The 15,270-nt window shown below is 71.6% G+C and carries 16 protein-coding genes; 9 read left to right on the forward strand and 7 right to left on the reverse strand.

Features of this window, described 5'->3' with window-relative positions; genetic code table 11:
- Positions 1–39: 39 nt before the first annotated feature.
- The 5 genes from LL946_RS15120 to LL946_RS15140 all read right to left on the reverse strand — a co-directional run bounded on the left by LL946_RS15120 (position 40) and on the right by LL946_RS15140 (position 3,594).
- Positions 40–465 (reverse strand): Fur family transcriptional regulator, encoded by a 426-nt coding sequence (locus LL946_RS15120; RefSeq protein ID WP_404382066.1) that lies wholly within the window; start codon positions 463–465, stop codon positions 40–42.
- Positions 462–1,493, reverse strand: coding sequence for a metal ABC transporter permease (locus LL946_RS15125; RefSeq protein WP_404382068.1), 1,032 nt, complete (start codon positions 1,491–1,493; stop codon positions 462–464). Before LL946_RS15125 ends, LL946_RS15120 begins: the two co-directional genes overlap by 4 nt.
- A complete protein-coding gene (locus LL946_RS15130) occupies positions 1,486–2,301 on the reverse strand; it encodes a metal ABC transporter ATP-binding protein (protein ID WP_404382070.1) in 816 nt (271 codons plus the stop codon). Before LL946_RS15130 ends, LL946_RS15125 begins: the two co-directional genes overlap by 8 nt.
- Positions 2,298–3,239 carry a metal ABC transporter substrate-binding protein gene (locus tag LL946_RS15135; protein WP_404382072.1) on the reverse strand — a complete coding sequence of 314 codons (942 nt, stop codon included), beginning with the start codon at positions 3,237–3,239 and terminating at the stop codon, positions 2,298–2,300. Before LL946_RS15135 ends, LL946_RS15130 begins: the two co-directional genes overlap by 4 nt.
- Before the next feature lie 73 nt (positions 3,240–3,312).
- Complete coding sequence (locus tag LL946_RS15140) at positions 3,313–3,594, reverse strand: DUF6703 family protein (protein WP_404382074.1); 282 nt, start codon at positions 3,592–3,594, stop codon at positions 3,313–3,315.
- Between the two features lie 109 nt (positions 3,595–3,703).
- Between LL946_RS15140 and LL946_RS15145 the strand changes: the two genes are divergently transcribed.
- The 7 genes from LL946_RS15145 (at position 3,704) to LL946_RS15175 (ending at position 11,723) form a co-directional block, all read left to right on the forward strand.
- Positions 3,704–5,119, forward strand: coding sequence for a glycine--tRNA ligase (locus LL946_RS15145; protein WP_404382076.1), 1,416 nt, complete (start codon positions 3,704–3,706; stop codon positions 5,117–5,119).
- 18 nt (positions 5,120–5,137) lie between these two features.
- Positions 5,138–6,055, forward strand: coding sequence for a hypothetical protein (locus LL946_RS15150; RefSeq protein WP_404382078.1), 918 nt, complete (start codon positions 5,138–5,140; stop codon positions 6,053–6,055).
- Between the two features lie 102 nt (positions 6,056–6,157).
- Entirely contained in the window at positions 6,158–7,600 is a 1,443-nt protein-coding gene (locus tag LL946_RS15155; RefSeq protein ID WP_404382080.1) for a hemolysin family protein, read from the forward strand.
- 86 nt (positions 7,601–7,686) lie between these two features.
- Entirely contained in the window at positions 7,687–8,784 is a 1,098-nt protein-coding gene (locus LL946_RS15160; RefSeq protein ID WP_404382082.1) for an LLM class flavin-dependent oxidoreductase, read from the forward strand.
- Position 8,785: 1 nt separating this feature from the next.
- A complete protein-coding gene (locus tag LL946_RS15165) occupies positions 8,786–9,445 on the forward strand; it encodes an FMN reductase (RefSeq protein ID WP_404382084.1) in 660 nt (219 codons plus the stop codon).
- A gap of 253 nt (positions 9,446–9,698) precedes the next feature.
- The gene (locus tag LL946_RS15170; RefSeq protein ID WP_035910714.1) at positions 9,699–9,902 is read left to right on the forward strand and encodes a cold-shock protein; all 204 of its coding nucleotides are present in this window, start codon (positions 9,699–9,701) and stop codon (positions 9,900–9,902) included.
- Between the two features lie 123 nt (positions 9,903–10,025).
- Entirely contained in the window at positions 10,026–11,723 is a 1,698-nt protein-coding gene (locus LL946_RS15175; protein WP_404382086.1) for a hypothetical protein, read from the forward strand.
- Here the strand turns inward: LL946_RS15175 and LL946_RS15180 are convergent.
- Positions 11,703–12,548 (reverse strand): sulfurtransferase, encoded by an 846-nt coding sequence (locus LL946_RS15180; protein WP_404382088.1) that lies wholly within the window; start codon positions 12,546–12,548, stop codon positions 11,703–11,705. The genes LL946_RS15175 and LL946_RS15180 overlap by 21 nt on opposite strands.
- A gap of 34 nt (positions 12,549–12,582) precedes the next feature.
- On the opposite strand from LL946_RS15180, the gene dusB reads away from it, so the two are divergent.
- On the forward strand, positions 12,583–13,797 hold the full coding sequence (gene dusB, locus LL946_RS15185) for a tRNA dihydrouridine synthase DusB (protein ID WP_404382090.1): 1,215 nt from the start codon (positions 12,583–12,585) through the stop codon (positions 13,795–13,797).
- A 13-nt stretch (positions 13,798–13,810) separates the two neighbouring features.
- Positions 13,811–14,464, forward strand: a complete 654-nt coding sequence (locus tag LL946_RS15190) for a YdeI family protein (RefSeq protein WP_404382092.1) — start codon at positions 13,811–13,813, stop codon at positions 14,462–14,464.
- Here the strand turns inward: LL946_RS15190 and LL946_RS15195 are convergent.
- A complete protein-coding gene (locus LL946_RS15195; protein WP_404382094.1) occupies positions 14,461–15,156 on the reverse strand; it encodes a hypothetical protein in 696 nt (231 codons plus the stop codon). The genes LL946_RS15190 and LL946_RS15195 overlap by 4 nt on opposite strands.
- Positions 15,157–15,270: the final 114 nt, after the last annotated feature.

Genomic DNA, 15,270 nt, shown 5'->3' on the forward strand with positions numbered 1-15,270 from the left:
GCTACCTCGACGTCCCGCGCGGGTGTGAGGCTGCCAGCCTCAGTGGGACGTGCAGGTGCCGAAGAGCTCGATGGTGTGGGTGACGTCGCTGAAGCCGTGCTGGCGGGCGACCTCCGAGGCCCACTTCTCGACGGCCGGGCCCTCGACCTCGACGGTGCGACCGCACTCGCGGCAGACGATGTGGTGGTGGTGGGAGTCGGTGCCGCAGGAGCGGTAGACGCACTCGCCGTCGTCGGTGCGCAGGACGTCGACGTCGCCGTCCGAGGCCATCGCCTGGAGGTTGCGGTAGACCGTCGCCAGGCCGACGGAGTCGCCGCGCTCCTGGAGCTTCGCGTGCAGGTCCTGGGCCGAGAGGAACTCCGAGGTCGTCGACATGAGCTCGGCGAGAGCGGCTCGCTGGCGGGTCGGCCGCCGGGCCGTTCCGGAGGTGACGTGCTCGGTCGGGTGGGCGCTCTGTGCACTCATCGTGAGACCTCCTCGGCCCGCTGGTCGTCCTGCTCGTCGTGTGCTCCCTCGTCGTGTGCTCCGTGACCGTCGTGCTCGTCGTAGTGGTCGTGGTGCGGCGCGTGTCGGTGCCCGTCGTGGAGGTAGTCGACGTGGTCCTCGTGGGCGATCGCCGGGTGCCCGCAGGCGGGTCCGTGCTCGTGCTCGTGGCGCTCGGCCCGCTCGTGAGCAGCCCGTCGGGCCCGGCCCACCGCGGCGCCGATGACGCTGATGACGAGGAAGGCGGCGATGGCGAGCACGACGATCGTGCCGCCGGACGGGGTCTCGGCGTAGAACGAGACGACGACGCCACCGACGCTCGACAGCACGCCGATGAGCGAGGCCCAGAGCATGCTGCTCCGGAAGCTGCGCGAGACGATCTGGGCCGACGCGTTGGGGATGATCATGAGGGCGGTGATGAGGAGCAGCCCGACGACGCGCATCGAGACGACGACGGTCACGGCGGTGAGCACGGAGAGGGCGATGTTGTAGCCGCGCACCGGCATCCCGGCGGCGCGGGCGTACTCCTCGTCGTTGGCGACGGCGAAGAACCTGTGGCGGAGCAGCCAGGTCGTCGCGACGACGACGACGGCGAGCACGGCGAACACGACGATGTCGGTGCGGCTCGTCGTGAGGATCGCGCCGAAGAGGTAGCCGGTGAGGTTGGCGGGCGAGGTGGCACTCGACTTCGAGATGAGGACGACGCCGAGCGCGATCCCGCCGTAGAACATCACGGCGAGCGCGATGTCACCGCTGGTGCGCCCGGCTGCGCGGATGAGCTCGACCCCGATGGCCGCGGCGACCGCAGCGAGGAGTGCGGTGAGGACTGGCATCGATCCGGTGAGGATGCCGACGGCGACGCCGGCGAGGGCGACGTGCCCGATGCCGTCGCCGATGAGCGACATCCGTCGCTGGACGAGGAAGGTCCCGACGAGCGGGGCCGCCAGGCCGACGAGGACCGCGGCGACGAGCGCCTGTCGCATGAAGTCGAGGGCCAGCAGGTCACTCATGGCGGACTCCTCGCGGGGGCAGCGGCTGGGCCACGATGGCAGAGATGCCGGGGGAGTGCGCGTCGGCGACTGGCACCTCGTGGTGGTGCCCGCTGCCCGGCTCGTGCCCGCGGTGCGAGGCGACGTAGGCCGCAGGGGTGCCGTCGAAGTCGACGTGACCGCCGTCCATGCAGACGATGCGGGTGACGACGTCACGCAGGGCCGCGAGCTCGTGGGTGACGATGAGCATCGCCGTGCCCCGGCCCGCGAGCGAGCCGAGCACCTGCGCGAGGATGCGCTGGTTGGCCGCGTCGACCCCTGCGGTGGGCTCGTCCATGACGAGCAGGTCGGGACCGGCCGCAAGGGCCCGGGCGATGAGCACCCGTCGCTGCTGTCCACCGCTGAGCGAGGTGACGTCCTCGCGCTCGCGGTCGCGCAGGCCCACCGCGTCGAGCGCGTCGTCGACGGCTGCCGCGTCGGCGCGCGTCGACCCCCTCCACCACGGGCGCAGCGGCAGGCGACCGATCTCGACGACCTCGCGCACCGTCGCCCGCACCGACGCCGACAGCGAGTGGTGCTGGGGGACGTAGCCGATGCGCGGCTTGTCACGGAAGCGCCCCAGCGGGGTGCCGAAGAGGTCGACCTCGCCGCCGAGGTGCTCCGAGAGCCCGAGCAGTCCCTTGACCAGCGTCGTCTTGCCGGAGCCGTTGGGCCCCAGCAGGGCGACGACCTCGCCGGGTCCCTGCGTCAGGGTCACGCCGTCGACGACCCGCCGGTCGGCGTACCCGAACGACGCCGACGCGAGCGAGATGAGGGGCGCGCCGGTCATCGGCACCCCTGGCCCTTGACGAGCGTGGCGAGGTTGGAGCGCATGACCTCAAGGTAGTTCTTCCCCGCGGACGCGTCCGTGAGTCCCTCGATCGGGTCCAGCACAGCGACACTCGCGCCGGCCTCACGGGCGATCGTCTCGGTGAGGTCCTTGCTCACGAGGGTCTCGGCGTAGATCGTCGACACGTCGTACTCGCGCACGTGCTCGACGATCTCCTTCATGGCGGCGGCGTTGGGCTCGGTGTCGGGGGAGATCCCGGCGATGCCGACCTGGTGGAGGTCGTAGCGGTCGGCCAGGTAGGCGAAGGCGGCGTGGCCGGTGACGAGGTCGCGGGTGGTGCAGGTCCTGAGGGCCGCAGCGAACTCCGCGTCGAGCGCCGTGAGCTCGGCGACGAACGCCTGCGCGTTCTCCTTGTATGCCGTCGCGTCGTCGGGGTCGACCGCGGCCAGCCTCTCGGCGATCGCCTCCACGGCCTTGGCGTAGCGGGTGGGGTCGAGCCAGAAGTGCGGGTCGAGTGCCCCCTCGTCCTCGGCCTGCTCGCCGTGCTCGTGACCGTCATGGCTGGCCTCGAGGGTGAGGTCCACCGAGGTCGCCACGTCGAGGGCGGCGTCGGCGTCGACCTGGGTGACCGCCTCGTCGACAGCGGGCTGGAAGCCCTTGGTGTAGACGACGAGCTCGGACCGGCCGAGGGAGGCGACGTCCTTCGGCGTGAGCTCGACGTCGTGCGGCTCGCCGCCCGGCTTGGTCAGGCTCGACACCTCGACGAGGTCCCCGCCGACGCGCTCCACGGCATACGCGAGCGGGTAGAACGCGGCGGTCACGGCCACTCCCTCCCCGGCGCCCCCGGCACCGGCCGCTTCCGAGCCCGAGGTGCCCGACCCGCAGGCCGAGAGAGCCAGGGCGCCGGCGGTGGCGAGGGCGAGGAGGCTGCGCTTCATGACAACCATTCTCAACTCAGTTGAGAATGGTTGTCAAACGAGCCATGGGCCCCCAGGGGCGGGACCCTGGCGTTCAGCGGGGTACGGCCTGGGTGACCGTGATGGCGAGGGCGATCGCCACGACGGCGATCCGCATGAGGCGCTCCGTGGACGTGAGCCGCGGCCAGCCGAGGACGAGCAGCCACGTGAGGAACAGCGTCACGACGGCGAGCAGCACCCAGCCCCAACCGGGGATGAGGGCGCCGGCGACCATGAGGGCCAGGACGGCGAGGAAGGGGACGGCGCGGGGGAGCGAGGCGATCGTCCGCAGGGCGGGCGCGCTCGCGCGCTCGAGGGATTCGCGAAGGGGTGACACGAGCGTGCAGCCTACGTGAGCGGACGGCATACGCCGCGGGTCGCCGGCACCGCGGCGCTGGGCCAAACCGATGCGAGGACGGGCCCGCGTGGACAGTAACCTTGCGCGCATGGCCAAGGAGACCTCCACCGTCGATACCGTCGTCAACCTCTGCAAGCGCCGGGGTTTCGTCTTCCCGAGCGGTGAGATCTACGGCGGCACGCGCTCCGCGTGGGACTACGGACCCCTCGGTGTCGAGCTCAAGGAGAACATCCGCCGCCAGTGGTGGAAGTCGATGGTCATCGGCCGCGACGACGTCGTCGGCCTCGACTCCTCGATCATCCTTCCCCGCGAGACCTGGGTCGCCTCGGGCCACGTGGGCACCTTCACCGACCCGCTCACCGAGTGCCTCAGCTGCCACAAGCGCTTCCGGGTCGACCACATGCAGGAGGCGATCGCCGACAAGCAGAACAAGCGTGCGGCCGCCGACGCGCAGGTCGACCCCGACTCGATCCCACTCACCGAGATCGCCTGCCCCAACTGCGGCACCCGCGGCCAGTGGACCGAGGCGCGCGAGTTCAACATGATGCTCAAGACCAACCTCGGGGTCATCGACGACGAGTCCGGCCTGCACTACCTGCGCCCCGAGACCGCGCAGGGCATCTTCGTCAACTTCCTCAACGTCATGCAGACCTCGCGCAAGAAGCCGCCGTTCGGCATCGCCCAGACCGGCAAGAGCTTCCGCAACGAGATCACTCCGGGCAACTTCATCTTCCGCACCCGCGAGTTCGAGCAGATGGAGATGGAGTTCTTCGTCAAGCCCGGTGACGACGAGCAGTGGCACCAGTACTGGATCGACGAGCGCACCCGCTGGTACGTCGACCTCGGCATCGACGCCAACAACCTGCGCCACTTCGAGCACCCCAAGGAGAAGCTGAGCCACTACTCGACGCGCACCGTCGACATCGAGTACCGCTTCAACTTCACGGGCAGCGAGTGGGGTGAGCTCGAGGGCATCGCCAACCGCACCGACTTCGACCTCTCGACGCACAGCAAGCACTCGGGCACCGACCTCGTCTTCTTCGACCAGACCACCGGCGAGCGCTACACCCCCTACGTCATCGAGCCCGCGGCCGGCCTCTCGCGCAGCCTCATGACCTTCCTCGTCGACGCCTACGCCGAGGACGAGGCGCCCAACACCAAGGGCGGTGTCGACAAGCGCGTCGTGCTCCGCCTCGACCGTCGCCTCGCCCCCGTCAAGGCGGCCGTCCTGCCTCTGAGCCGCAACGCCGACCTCTCGCCCAAGGCCCGCGACCTCGCGGCCACCCTGCGCAAGAGCTGGAACGTCGACTTCGACGACGCCGGCGCCATCGGCAAGCGCTACCGCCGCCAGGACGAGATCGGCACGCCGTTCTGCATCACGGTCGACTTCGACACCCTCGAGGACCAGGCCGTGACGATCCGCGAGCGCGACACCATGGCGCAGGAGCGGGTCGCACTCGACCAGGTCGAGGGCTACCTCGCACAGCGGCTCATCGGCTGCTGAGACGAGGTCGGGGCGGCGATGGCGGACGAGGTCGAGGAGGCGGTCGCCGCTGCCGCGGCCGAGCTGTATGCCGTCCCGCTGGCCGAGTTCGTCGCCTCCCGCAAGGCGCTGGCAGCCAGCGCGAAGGCGTCGGCGGGTCCCTCGGCGGCCAAGGCCGTCCTCGCACTGCGCAAGCCGACGCTGACCGCGTGGGCGATGAACCTCGTCCCCCGAGGTGATGCGGGCGCCCTGGCCGAGCTCGTCGGGCTGGGGGCCCGGATGCGCGCCGCGCAGTCGCGGCTCGACACGGCGACGCTGACCTCGGTGAGGGGCGAGCGCGACGCGGCGCTCACGGCATACGTCGCCTCGGTGGTGGACGCCGCGGAGTCCGAAGGGGGGTCGCTCTCGCCGGCCGCTCGAGACGAGGTCCGCGCCAGCGCGATCGCGGCACTCGCCGACGAGACGGCGGCCGAGGCGCTCGCCTCGGGACAGCTGACCCGGGCGCTGAGCTACAGCGGGTTCGGCGAGGTCGACCTCTCGGGGGCCGTCGGGGTGACGAGCTCGGGCTCGATCATGTCGGTCCTCCAGGGTGGGGGACAGGGGTCACCGCCGGAGCCCGCGACGGGCGCCGAGCAGCCGGACGGCGGCGAGGGCGCCCGCGCCGCCGACGGCGCGGACGAGGTCGATGACGACGACGACGAGCTCACCGCCGAGGAGCTGGCGGAGGCCGTCGCGGCCGCCAAGGCGGCCAAGGCCGAAGCCAAGGCCCGCGCCGAGGAGCGCCGCCGCGCCGAGGCAGAGGTGGGTGCCGCCGAGGCACGGATGCGCAAGGCCCAGGTGGCTCTTGGCGAGGCCGAGCAGGCGGCTCGGACGGCGCGCCGGGGAGTCGTCGACGCCCAGGCCACGCTCGATGCCGCACGCACGGCGCTCGCCGCGCTCGCGGGTTCCGAGGGCTGACGGCGTCCCGGAGCGGTCCCTCCCGCTTCGTAGGATGTGGCGCATGGATCGCCCTCGAAGTCCCATCCGGAACCTGCCTGAAGGCCCCGTCAGGAGGTTCCGGTGAACCAGGACACCGCACTGGCCTTCGGCCTCGTGCTCGTCTTCGTCCTCGTCGGCGGCATCTTCGCCGCCACCGAGATGGCGCTGGTGTCGCTGCGCGAGACCCAGCTCGGGGCGATGGAGCGCAGCGGGGCGCGGGGGGCCAAGGTCGCGCGGCTCGCGCGTGACCCCAACACCTTCCTGGCAGCGGTCCAGATCGGCGTGACCGTCGCCGGGTTCCTCTCGGCGGCCTACGGTGCGACGACGATCGCCCCGGACGTGGCGCCGCTCCTCGAGCGGGCCGGTCTGCCGGAGGGGGCCGCAGGCACGGTCGCCCTCATCCTCATGACGTTCCTCATCGCCTACCTGTCCCTCGTCTTCGGTGAGCTCGTGCCCAAGCGGCTCGCCCTGCAGCGGTCCGCTCCGATCGCCTTGGCGGTGGCGCCCCCGCTGTCGCACTTCGCCACGCTCATGAAGCCGGTCATCTGGCTCCTGTCGCGGTCGACCAACGCGGTGGTCCGCCTCCTCGGAGCCAACCCGGACGCTGCCGGCGACGAGATGAGTGAGGAGGAGCTGCGCCACCTCGTCGGTCACCACAAGGACCTCGAGGCCGACGAGCGCCAGATCCTCCAGGACGTCTTCGCGGCGACCGACCGCAACCTCAAGGAGGTCATGCGCCCGCGCGGGGAGGTCGACTTCCTCGACGCGTCCTCGACGCTCGCCGAGGCGCGAGCGGTCATCAGGAGGACCCCGCACTCCCGCTTCCCGGTGACGCGCCGGCACTCGGTCGACGACGTCATCGGCTTCGTCCACGTCCGCGACATCCTGTCCGAGGGGGATGGCCGTGACGAGCCGGACGGCTCGCCGGCCACCATCGAGCCGCTGGTGCGCGACATCACGGTGATGCCCAGCAGCGGTCGCCTCCTGGCGGCGCTCACCCGCATGCGCGAGGGGGTCCACATGGCGCTGGTCGTCGACGAGTACGGCGGAACCGACGGCATCGTCACGCTCGAGGACATCGTCGAGGAACTCGTGGGCGACATCCGGGACGAGTACGACCCCGCCGAGGACGAGCATGCACGCGACGAGCGCGACGTCGGCGAGCTGCCGCTCGACGCGACGGCCGACATCGACGGCGGGATGCACCTCTCGGACTACGCCGAGCTGACCGGGACCGAGATCACGGTCGAGCGCTACTCGACCGTGGCCGGGCTCGTGCTCGAGCACCTGCAGGACATCCCCGTCGTGGGGGACAGCGTCACCGTCGACGGCCGCACCCTGACCGTCCTCGAGATGGACAGTCGCCGGGTCGCCCGGGTGCGGGTCAGCGGTGCGTCGGAGCCGGCCGAGACGGCCGAGGCGACGGGGGCGGTCGAGGCGACGGGGGCGGCCGAGGCGGCCGAGGCTGCCGAGACCCCGGCGAGGCCGGGCACCTCGCGGACGTCCGGCTCGTCGCCGGTCTGAGGGCAGCGCCGGACGGCGGGAATGTCCCGCCACCGCCTGCCGTTCAGATAGATGAATCGTCAACTACTTAGCAAGGAGTGGCCGTCATGGAGTTCGGCATCTTCACCGTCGGGGACATCACGATGGACCCGACCACCGGTCGCACGCCCTCGGAGAACGAGCGCATCAAGGCCACCGTCGCCATCGCGAAGAAGGCCGAGGAGGTGGGGCTCGACGTCTTCGCGACGGGTGAGCACCACAACCCGCCGTTCGCGGCGCCGGCCAACCCGCCCGTGCTCCTGGCGAGCATCGCCGCCCAGACCGAGCGCATCGTCCTGTCGACGTCGACGACGCTCATCACGACGAACGACCCGGTGCGCATCGCCGAGGACTACGCCTACCTCCAGCACCTCTCCGACGGTCGCATGGACCTCATGATGGGCCGCGGGAACACGGGCCCGGTCTACCCTTGGTTCGGCAAGGACATCCGCGACGGCCTCGACCTCGCCGTCGAGAACTACGCACTCCTGCACCGCCTCTGGCGCGAGGAGGCCGTGACCTGGCAGGGCAAGTACCGCACGCCTCTGCAGGGCTTCACCTCGACGCCTCGCCCGCTCGACGGCATACCGCCGTTCGTCTGGCACGGCTCGATCCGCAGCCCCGAGATCGCGGAGCAGGCCGCGTTCTACGGCGACGGGTTCTTCCACAACAACATCTTCTGGCCCCTGTCACACACCAAGCAGATGGTCAACCTCTACCGCCGCCGCTACCAGCACCACGGCCACGGCAAGCACGACCAGGCCATCGTCGGACTCGGTGGCCAGGTCTTCATGCGCGCCAACAGCCAGGACGCCGTGCGCGAGTTCCGCCCCTACTTCGACAACGCGCCGGTCTACGGGCACGGGCCGTCGATGGAGGACTTCACCCGGGAAACCCCGCTGACCGTCGGCTCACCGCAGCAGGTCATCGAGCGCTACGGCGCCATGGCCGACCACGTGGGCGACTACCAGCGCCAGCTCTTCCTCATGGACCACGCCGGCCTGCCGCTCAAGACCGTGCTCGAGCAGCTCGACATCCTGGGCGGCGAGGTCGTCCCCGAGCTGCGCAGGATCGCCGACGCCCGTCGGCCCGCCCACGTGCCGGCCACGGCACCCCGTCACGCCGAGCGCCTCGCCGCGCTCGACGGCACCCCTGTGGAGGTCTGACATGACCCGACGCATCGTCGCCGTCACCGCCGGGCTGTCCGAGCCCAGCTCGACCCGGCTGCTCACCGACCGCCTCACCGAGGCCGTCGACCGCCACGTCACCGCCCACGGCGAGGACGCGACCGTCGAGGTCGTCGAGCTGCGGCCGCTCGCGAAGCTCATCGCCGAGCAGATGCTCACCCGGTTCCCGAGCCGGGAGCTGACCGCGGCCATCGAGAAGGTCATCTCGGCCGACGCGCTCATCGCCGTCAGCCCCGTCTTCTCCGGGTCCTACAGCGGGCTGTTCAAGTCCTTCTTCGACAACCTCGACGTCGACGCGCTCGACGGCAAGCCGGTCCTCGTCGGCGCCACCGGAGGGTCGTCACGGCACTCGCTCATGCTCGACCACGCCATGCGCCCGCTGTTCTCCTACCTGCACGCGGCGGTCGTCCCGACCGGCGTGATGGCGGCGACGGACGACTTCGGCACGGCCGGCCTCGACCGGCGGATCGACCGGGCCGCCGCCGAGCTCGTCGCGGCGCTGCTCGGCGCCACGGCAGGCGCCTCGGCCGGACGGTCGGGGTTCCTGCCCGCCGAGGGCGAGCAGCGTGAGGCCGGGTTCACCGACCGCTTCGACGAGGTCACCGACTTCACCGAGCTCCTGCGACGCGCCTCGTCCTGAGGGCCGCGCGTCGTGCTCAAAGGCAGGGCTTGCGTCCTGAGGGCTGGACACGCGCACCGGCCGGGTCGTTCGAATGAGGGTCTGGGCTCCACAACTGATACCGTTGCCGTGTTGCCTTTCAGACCACGTTCTGCGTGGCCGACATGACCGACTTGCTCCCGCGAACAGTTCGCGGTGTGTGACCGGGTCGGGAATCGGCGGCAATGAGTACTCCACACGGGAGTTCTCGCAACACACAGAAGAGGCAACACCAGTGGCAACCGGCACCGTGAAGTGGTTCAACAGCGAAAAGGGCTTCGGCTTCATCGAGCAGGACGGCGGCGGCGCTGACGTCTTCGTTCACTACTCGGCGATCGAGAGCAGCGGCTACCGCGAGCTCACCGAGGGCCAGAAGGTCGAGTTCGACGTCACGCAGGGCCCCAAGGGCCCGCAGGCCGAGAAGGTCAAGGGTCTCTGACCTTTCGACCACCTTCGAGACTCAGTTCTCATCGAAACCCCCCGTCCGTGAGGCCGGGGGGTTTTCGTATGCCGTGCCACGCGACGCCTTCCGCGACCGGGTCCGCCGGGGGACAGTGGGAGGGTGACCAACCAGCGCGAGGTCGATGAGGACTTCGCCGAGTACGTCCACGCCCGGCAGCACCGCATGCTGCAGGCGGCCTTCCTCGTGTGCGGTGACGCCGCCCTGGCGGAGGAGGTCACCGAGTCCGCCCTCGGCGCACTCCTGCTCAGGTGGCCACGGGTCCGGGACGACGACCCCGACACCTTCGTCCGTCGGCTTCTCCACGGTGCGGCGCTCTCGCGTCGCGTCCGCCGTGGCGACACCACGAGGGGCGGCCCCGAGCTCCCGCCCGAGCTGGCCGAGCTCTCTGCCCGTCAGCGCGCCGCCGCCGTCCTCCTGCGGTTCGAGGAGCGGACCGAGGTCGAGGCGGCAGAGGCGCTCGGCGTCTCGATCGCGTCCCTGAGGCACCACCTCCCTCCGATCACCCGCGACCAGCTTCTCGACGCGGCGGCACCCGTGGCCGAGGTCGACTTCGTCGACCGCGCTCGGCATGGTGCCCACGATCGGCGCCGGCACCGCCGTCGGCGATGGCTCGGGTCCCTCGCGGGCGTCGCGGTCCTCGCGGGTGCCGTCGCGTTCGTCCCCCGGGGTCCGGGCGGGACGGCGGAGCCTCCACCGGCTCCCATGCCGACCTCCTCGGAGCCTCGGTCCGTGGTCGACGTCGACGCAGCCTGGGACCCCACGGCCTTCGAGCTGCTCGGGACCCTGGCGCAGGTGGGTCCGACACCGGAGCAGCTCGCCGTCCTGCCGAGGATCGACGACCTCACCCGCGGCCAGCTCGCCCTGCCCGACGTGCTGTCCTTCGGACCCCGCACCGCCATGCGCACCCTCAGTGAGGTCGGGGGGAGCAGCGCCCCGGTGCGCGCGGTCCTCCTTCGCAACACTCCCGACGGGCTGCGCGCCGTCCTCGTGCGCCCGACGCTGAGCGACCCGTTCGTGCTCGTGGACTCGATCCCGCTGGTGGCCAACGTCGACGAGGGCGGCAACGAGTCCGCCCCCTTGGAGGTCAAGGCCATCGCCGACGACCGGCGTCACGTGATGTTCATCCAGCCGGGCAGGGTCATCGTGCTCGACGCCTTCACCGCAGACGTGCGCACCATCCCGGTCCCCGACCGCTACCTCGAGCAGGGTGGCTGGGTCGGGGCGTCGGTCATCGCCTGGTCGGAGACGATCCGCTGGCGCATCGTCCCGGGGACCGGTGACGTGGACCGCCTCGCCCAGGCGGCCTACCCCGGGCGTCACCAGGTGTCGGTCCGGGGCGGAGAGGCGATGCGGATCCTCACCTTCGGACGGGACGGTGCCAACACCGGGACGCGGGGTGGACCCGGGGTGCTCATGGGGGTGTGGGGCGCGACCTTCACTGGTCCCGACGACCGGTTCGCCACCGGTGGCTTCCTCGGCCAGGCGGCCGCGCTCGCGGCCAACCAGCGACGGCCGGACGGTCTGTTCCAAGGGGTGTTCGCGGCGGCTGTCGCGGAGTCCGTGACACCCCGCCTGCTCATCGCCCCGGGGAGTGAGGGTGTCGCCGTCGGGTGCTGCGAGGTGCTGGGCTGGGTCTACCGCGACCAGGTGCTCGTGCGCTGGAACACCACGGACCTGCTCGCCTGGAACACCTCGACCGGCGCCCTGCTCAAGGTGGCGACCCTGCCGGGCGCACGCGGCAGGCAGGGCCCGCCGGTCCCGGGCAGCCCGGCCAACTCAGTCGCGATCGCGCCGTGAGCCCCCTGGTCCGGTCTCGACCGGCCGGTCCGGGTCGGTGATCCAGTGGCTCCACGAGCCGATGTACGGCGTCGCCTCGAACCCGGCCAGGTGCAGGGCGAGGGCGGTGTGGGCCGCGGTGACGCCGGACCCGCAGGTCGTCCCGAGCGCGATGCCGTCGCGCGCACCAAGGCCCGCGAAGTAGTCCTTGAGCTCGGCGGTCGACCGGAACCGGCCGTCGGCATCGAGCTGGTCGGCCATGGGGGCGTTGCGTGCGCTCGGGATGTGGCCGGCCACCGCGTCGATGGGCTCGGTCTCGCCCCAGAATCGCTCTCCCGCACGGGAGTCGAGGAGTATGCCGTCCTGCGCCACCCGCGCTGCTCCGTCGGCGTCGAGGACGGGCACCGAACCGGGGCGCACCGACACGTCGCCCGGCACGGGGGTGGGGACGTCCGTCGTCACCGGTCCGCCCTCGGACTGCCACGCTGCGAGCCCTCCGTCGAGGACCCGCACCTCGAGCCCGCCCGCCCAGCGCAGCACCCACCAGGCGCGCGCCGCCGCGAGGGAGGTCTGCTGGTCGTAGACGACGACGGTCTCGCCCTCGCAGAGTCCGACCGCACGTAGCCCGGCCTCCAGGACCGCCGGCTCCGGCAGCGGGTGACGCCCACCCGGCCCGGCCGGGCCGGCCAGCACGGCGTCGAGGTCGAGGTGAGGCGCGCCCGGGAGGTGCGCCACGGCATACAGGGCAGGTCCGTCTCCGGAGAGCGTGTACTGGACGTCGAGCACGCGGACCTCGCCGGTGTCGACGAGGGCTCGAAGCTCGGTGGGCGAGAGGAGCGTGGACATGGCGCCAGTCAACCAGTGGGACAATCGTGCGGTCATGACTGCCGCACCCTCGACCTCCGCACAGCCCGTCCTGCCCCCGCTGCAGATCGGGCGACACACCATCGAGTCGCCCGTCGTGCTCGCGCCGATGGCGGGCATCACGAACCGGGCGTTCCGTCGGCTCTGCCGCGAGTACGGCTCCGCCGGTTCCGCGGCCGGGGGCGCCAACGGTGCCACCAGCCTCTACGTCAACGAGATGGTCACCTCGCGCGCGCTCGTCGAGCGGAGCCCCGAGACGATGCGCCTCATCAGCCACGGTCCCGAGGAGCACCCGCGCTCGGTGCAGCTCTACTCGGTCGACCCCGCCACAGCCGGGCTGGCCGCGCGGATGCTCGTGACCGAGGACCTCGCCGACCACATCGACCTCAACTTCGGCTGCCCCGTCCCCAAGGTGACCCGCAAGGGCGGCGGAGCGGCGCTGCCGTGGAAGACCGAGCTCTTCCGCGGGATCGTCAGCAACGTCGTGCGTGAGGCGAGCCCCTACGGCGTGCCGGTGACGGTGAAGATGCGGATCGGCATCGACGCCGAGCACGTCACCTACCTCGACGCCGGGCGGATCGCCGAGGGCGAGGGTGCGGCGGCCGTCGCGCTGCACGGACGCACCGCGGCGCAGGCCTACTCCGGCCAGGCCGACTGGTCCGCCATCGCCCGGCTCAAGGAGGCCGTGACGAGCGTGCCGGTGCTCGGCAACGGCGACATCTGGTCGGCCGAGGACGCGCTCGAGATGGTGCGCCAGACCGGGTGCGACGGTGTCGTCGTCGGTCGCGGCTGCCTCGGTCGCCCGTGGCTCTTCACCGACCTGGCGGCGGCGTTCGCCGGGACGACCGAGCGCGTGCAGCCCGGTCTGCGCGAAGTCACCGACACGCTCCGACGCCACGCGGCCTACCTCGTCGACTTCTACGACGGCGACGAGCTGCGTGGCTGCCGCGACATCCGCAAGCACATCGCCTGGTACCTCAAGGGGTTCCCCGCCGGGTCCACGGTCCGCAACCAGCTCGCGCTCGTCGACAGCCTCCAGGCGCTCGACGACCTCATCGGCACGATGGACCTCGACGCGCCGTGGCCGGGCGACCCGGCCGAGGGGCAGCGTGGTCGGGCCGGCTCGCCCCGCGTCGTCGCGCTCCCCGAGAACTGGCTGCGCTCGCGCGACCTCGACGAGGCCCAGCGCGAGCAGATCTCGCACGCGGAGCTCTCTGTCTCAGGTGGCTGACAGACTTCCGTCCATGCACCAGATCGGTATGCCGGGTGGTTCCGCCGAGCGCCCGGCCCTCTTCTTCCGCGACGCGGCCGAGTTCCGGGCCTGGCTCGAGGCCAACCACGAGAGCGCGACCGAGCTCTGGATGGGGCTGCACAAGAAGCACGTCCCCGACCGCGGCCTCACCTGGGAGGACGCCGTCCCCGAGGCGCTCTGCTTCGGCTGGATCGACAGCGTCTCGCAGGGCATCGACGAGGACTCGCGCCGCCAGCGGTGGACGCCGCGCAAGGCGTCGAGCGTCTGGAGCGCCGTCAACATCGCGCACGTCGAGCGGCTCACCGCGGCGGGACTCATGCGACCCGCGGGCATTGCCGCCTACGAGCGCCGCAAGCCCGAGGACAGTGGCTACTCCTACGAGACACGTCTTCAGCTGGGCGACGACCAACGTGCCCGGCTGCTCGCCGACCCGGCCGCGGCGGCGTTCTGGGAGGTGGCCACCGCGTCCTACCGTCGGGTCGCCGAGAACTGGGTCGCCACCGCCAAGCGCGAGGAGACGCGCGAGAGCCGGCTCGTCCAGCTCATCGACGACTGTGCGCACGGCCGGCTCATCCCCAGCCAGCGCTACGGCACCACTCCCAAGTGGGTCGAGCGAGCCGCTGCCGCCGCTGCCTCGGCCCGCTAGTCCGCGTCGACGAGGTTCGGCGGTGGGGCCATCGCCTCCACGGCGACCCCCCACTGGGTGAACACCGACGTCGTCACGTCCGCATCTGCGATGACGAGGAGCTCGACCGGGCGCCGGTCGCCGTCGACGCACACGCGTGCCGACTGCGGCACGGGCCCCTCGTCGACGTCCGGGTCCGGTCGCAGGGTCAGGCTGTGGCAGGTCGCGGCGACGCCGCCGACGGTGGCCGGCTCTGTCTTCGTGATCGCCGACGCGTCGTCGAGGACGCCGAGGAGCCCGTCGAGAGTGACGTCCTCGAGCCGCTTCGTGGTCTCGGCCCCCGACAGCCTGGTCCAGCGGTTGGTGGACTTCTTCTCGGTCTGGTCCTTGAGGTAGCCGACCCCGGCCACGATGTCCAGGGTCCAGATCTCCTCACCGACGTGGAGGACCCGGCCCGACATGGGCTCGGTGAGCTCGACCTCGATCTCCTCCTGGGTGATGCCGCCCTCGGCGCCACCGGACCGGGTCGTGCGGCTGACGATCACCGAGCCCGCGGCCAGCGCGGCGTCCTTGATCGGGCCGGTCGTGTCGGACGGCTGTGCCTCACGGGGCTTCGTGGTCGAGGTGCTCGGGCCCGCGTCGGAGCCGTCGTCACCCGTGCCGTCGTTCGAGCACCCTGCCGCCACGAGGGTGAGGGCCACCGCACCGGTCACCACTCTCACCAGCTGTGCGCGCACCGCCACCTCAGTCCTGTCCTTCTCGTCCGTCGGCCCGGGACCGGTGTCCCGCGCTGGAGCAACCCTAAGCGGGCGGCACTGCACCCTCTA

Source organism: Knoellia locipacati, assembly GCF_044791685.1.
GTDB lineage: Bacteria > Actinomycetota > Actinomycetes > Actinomycetales > Dermatophilaceae > Knoellia > Knoellia locipacati_A.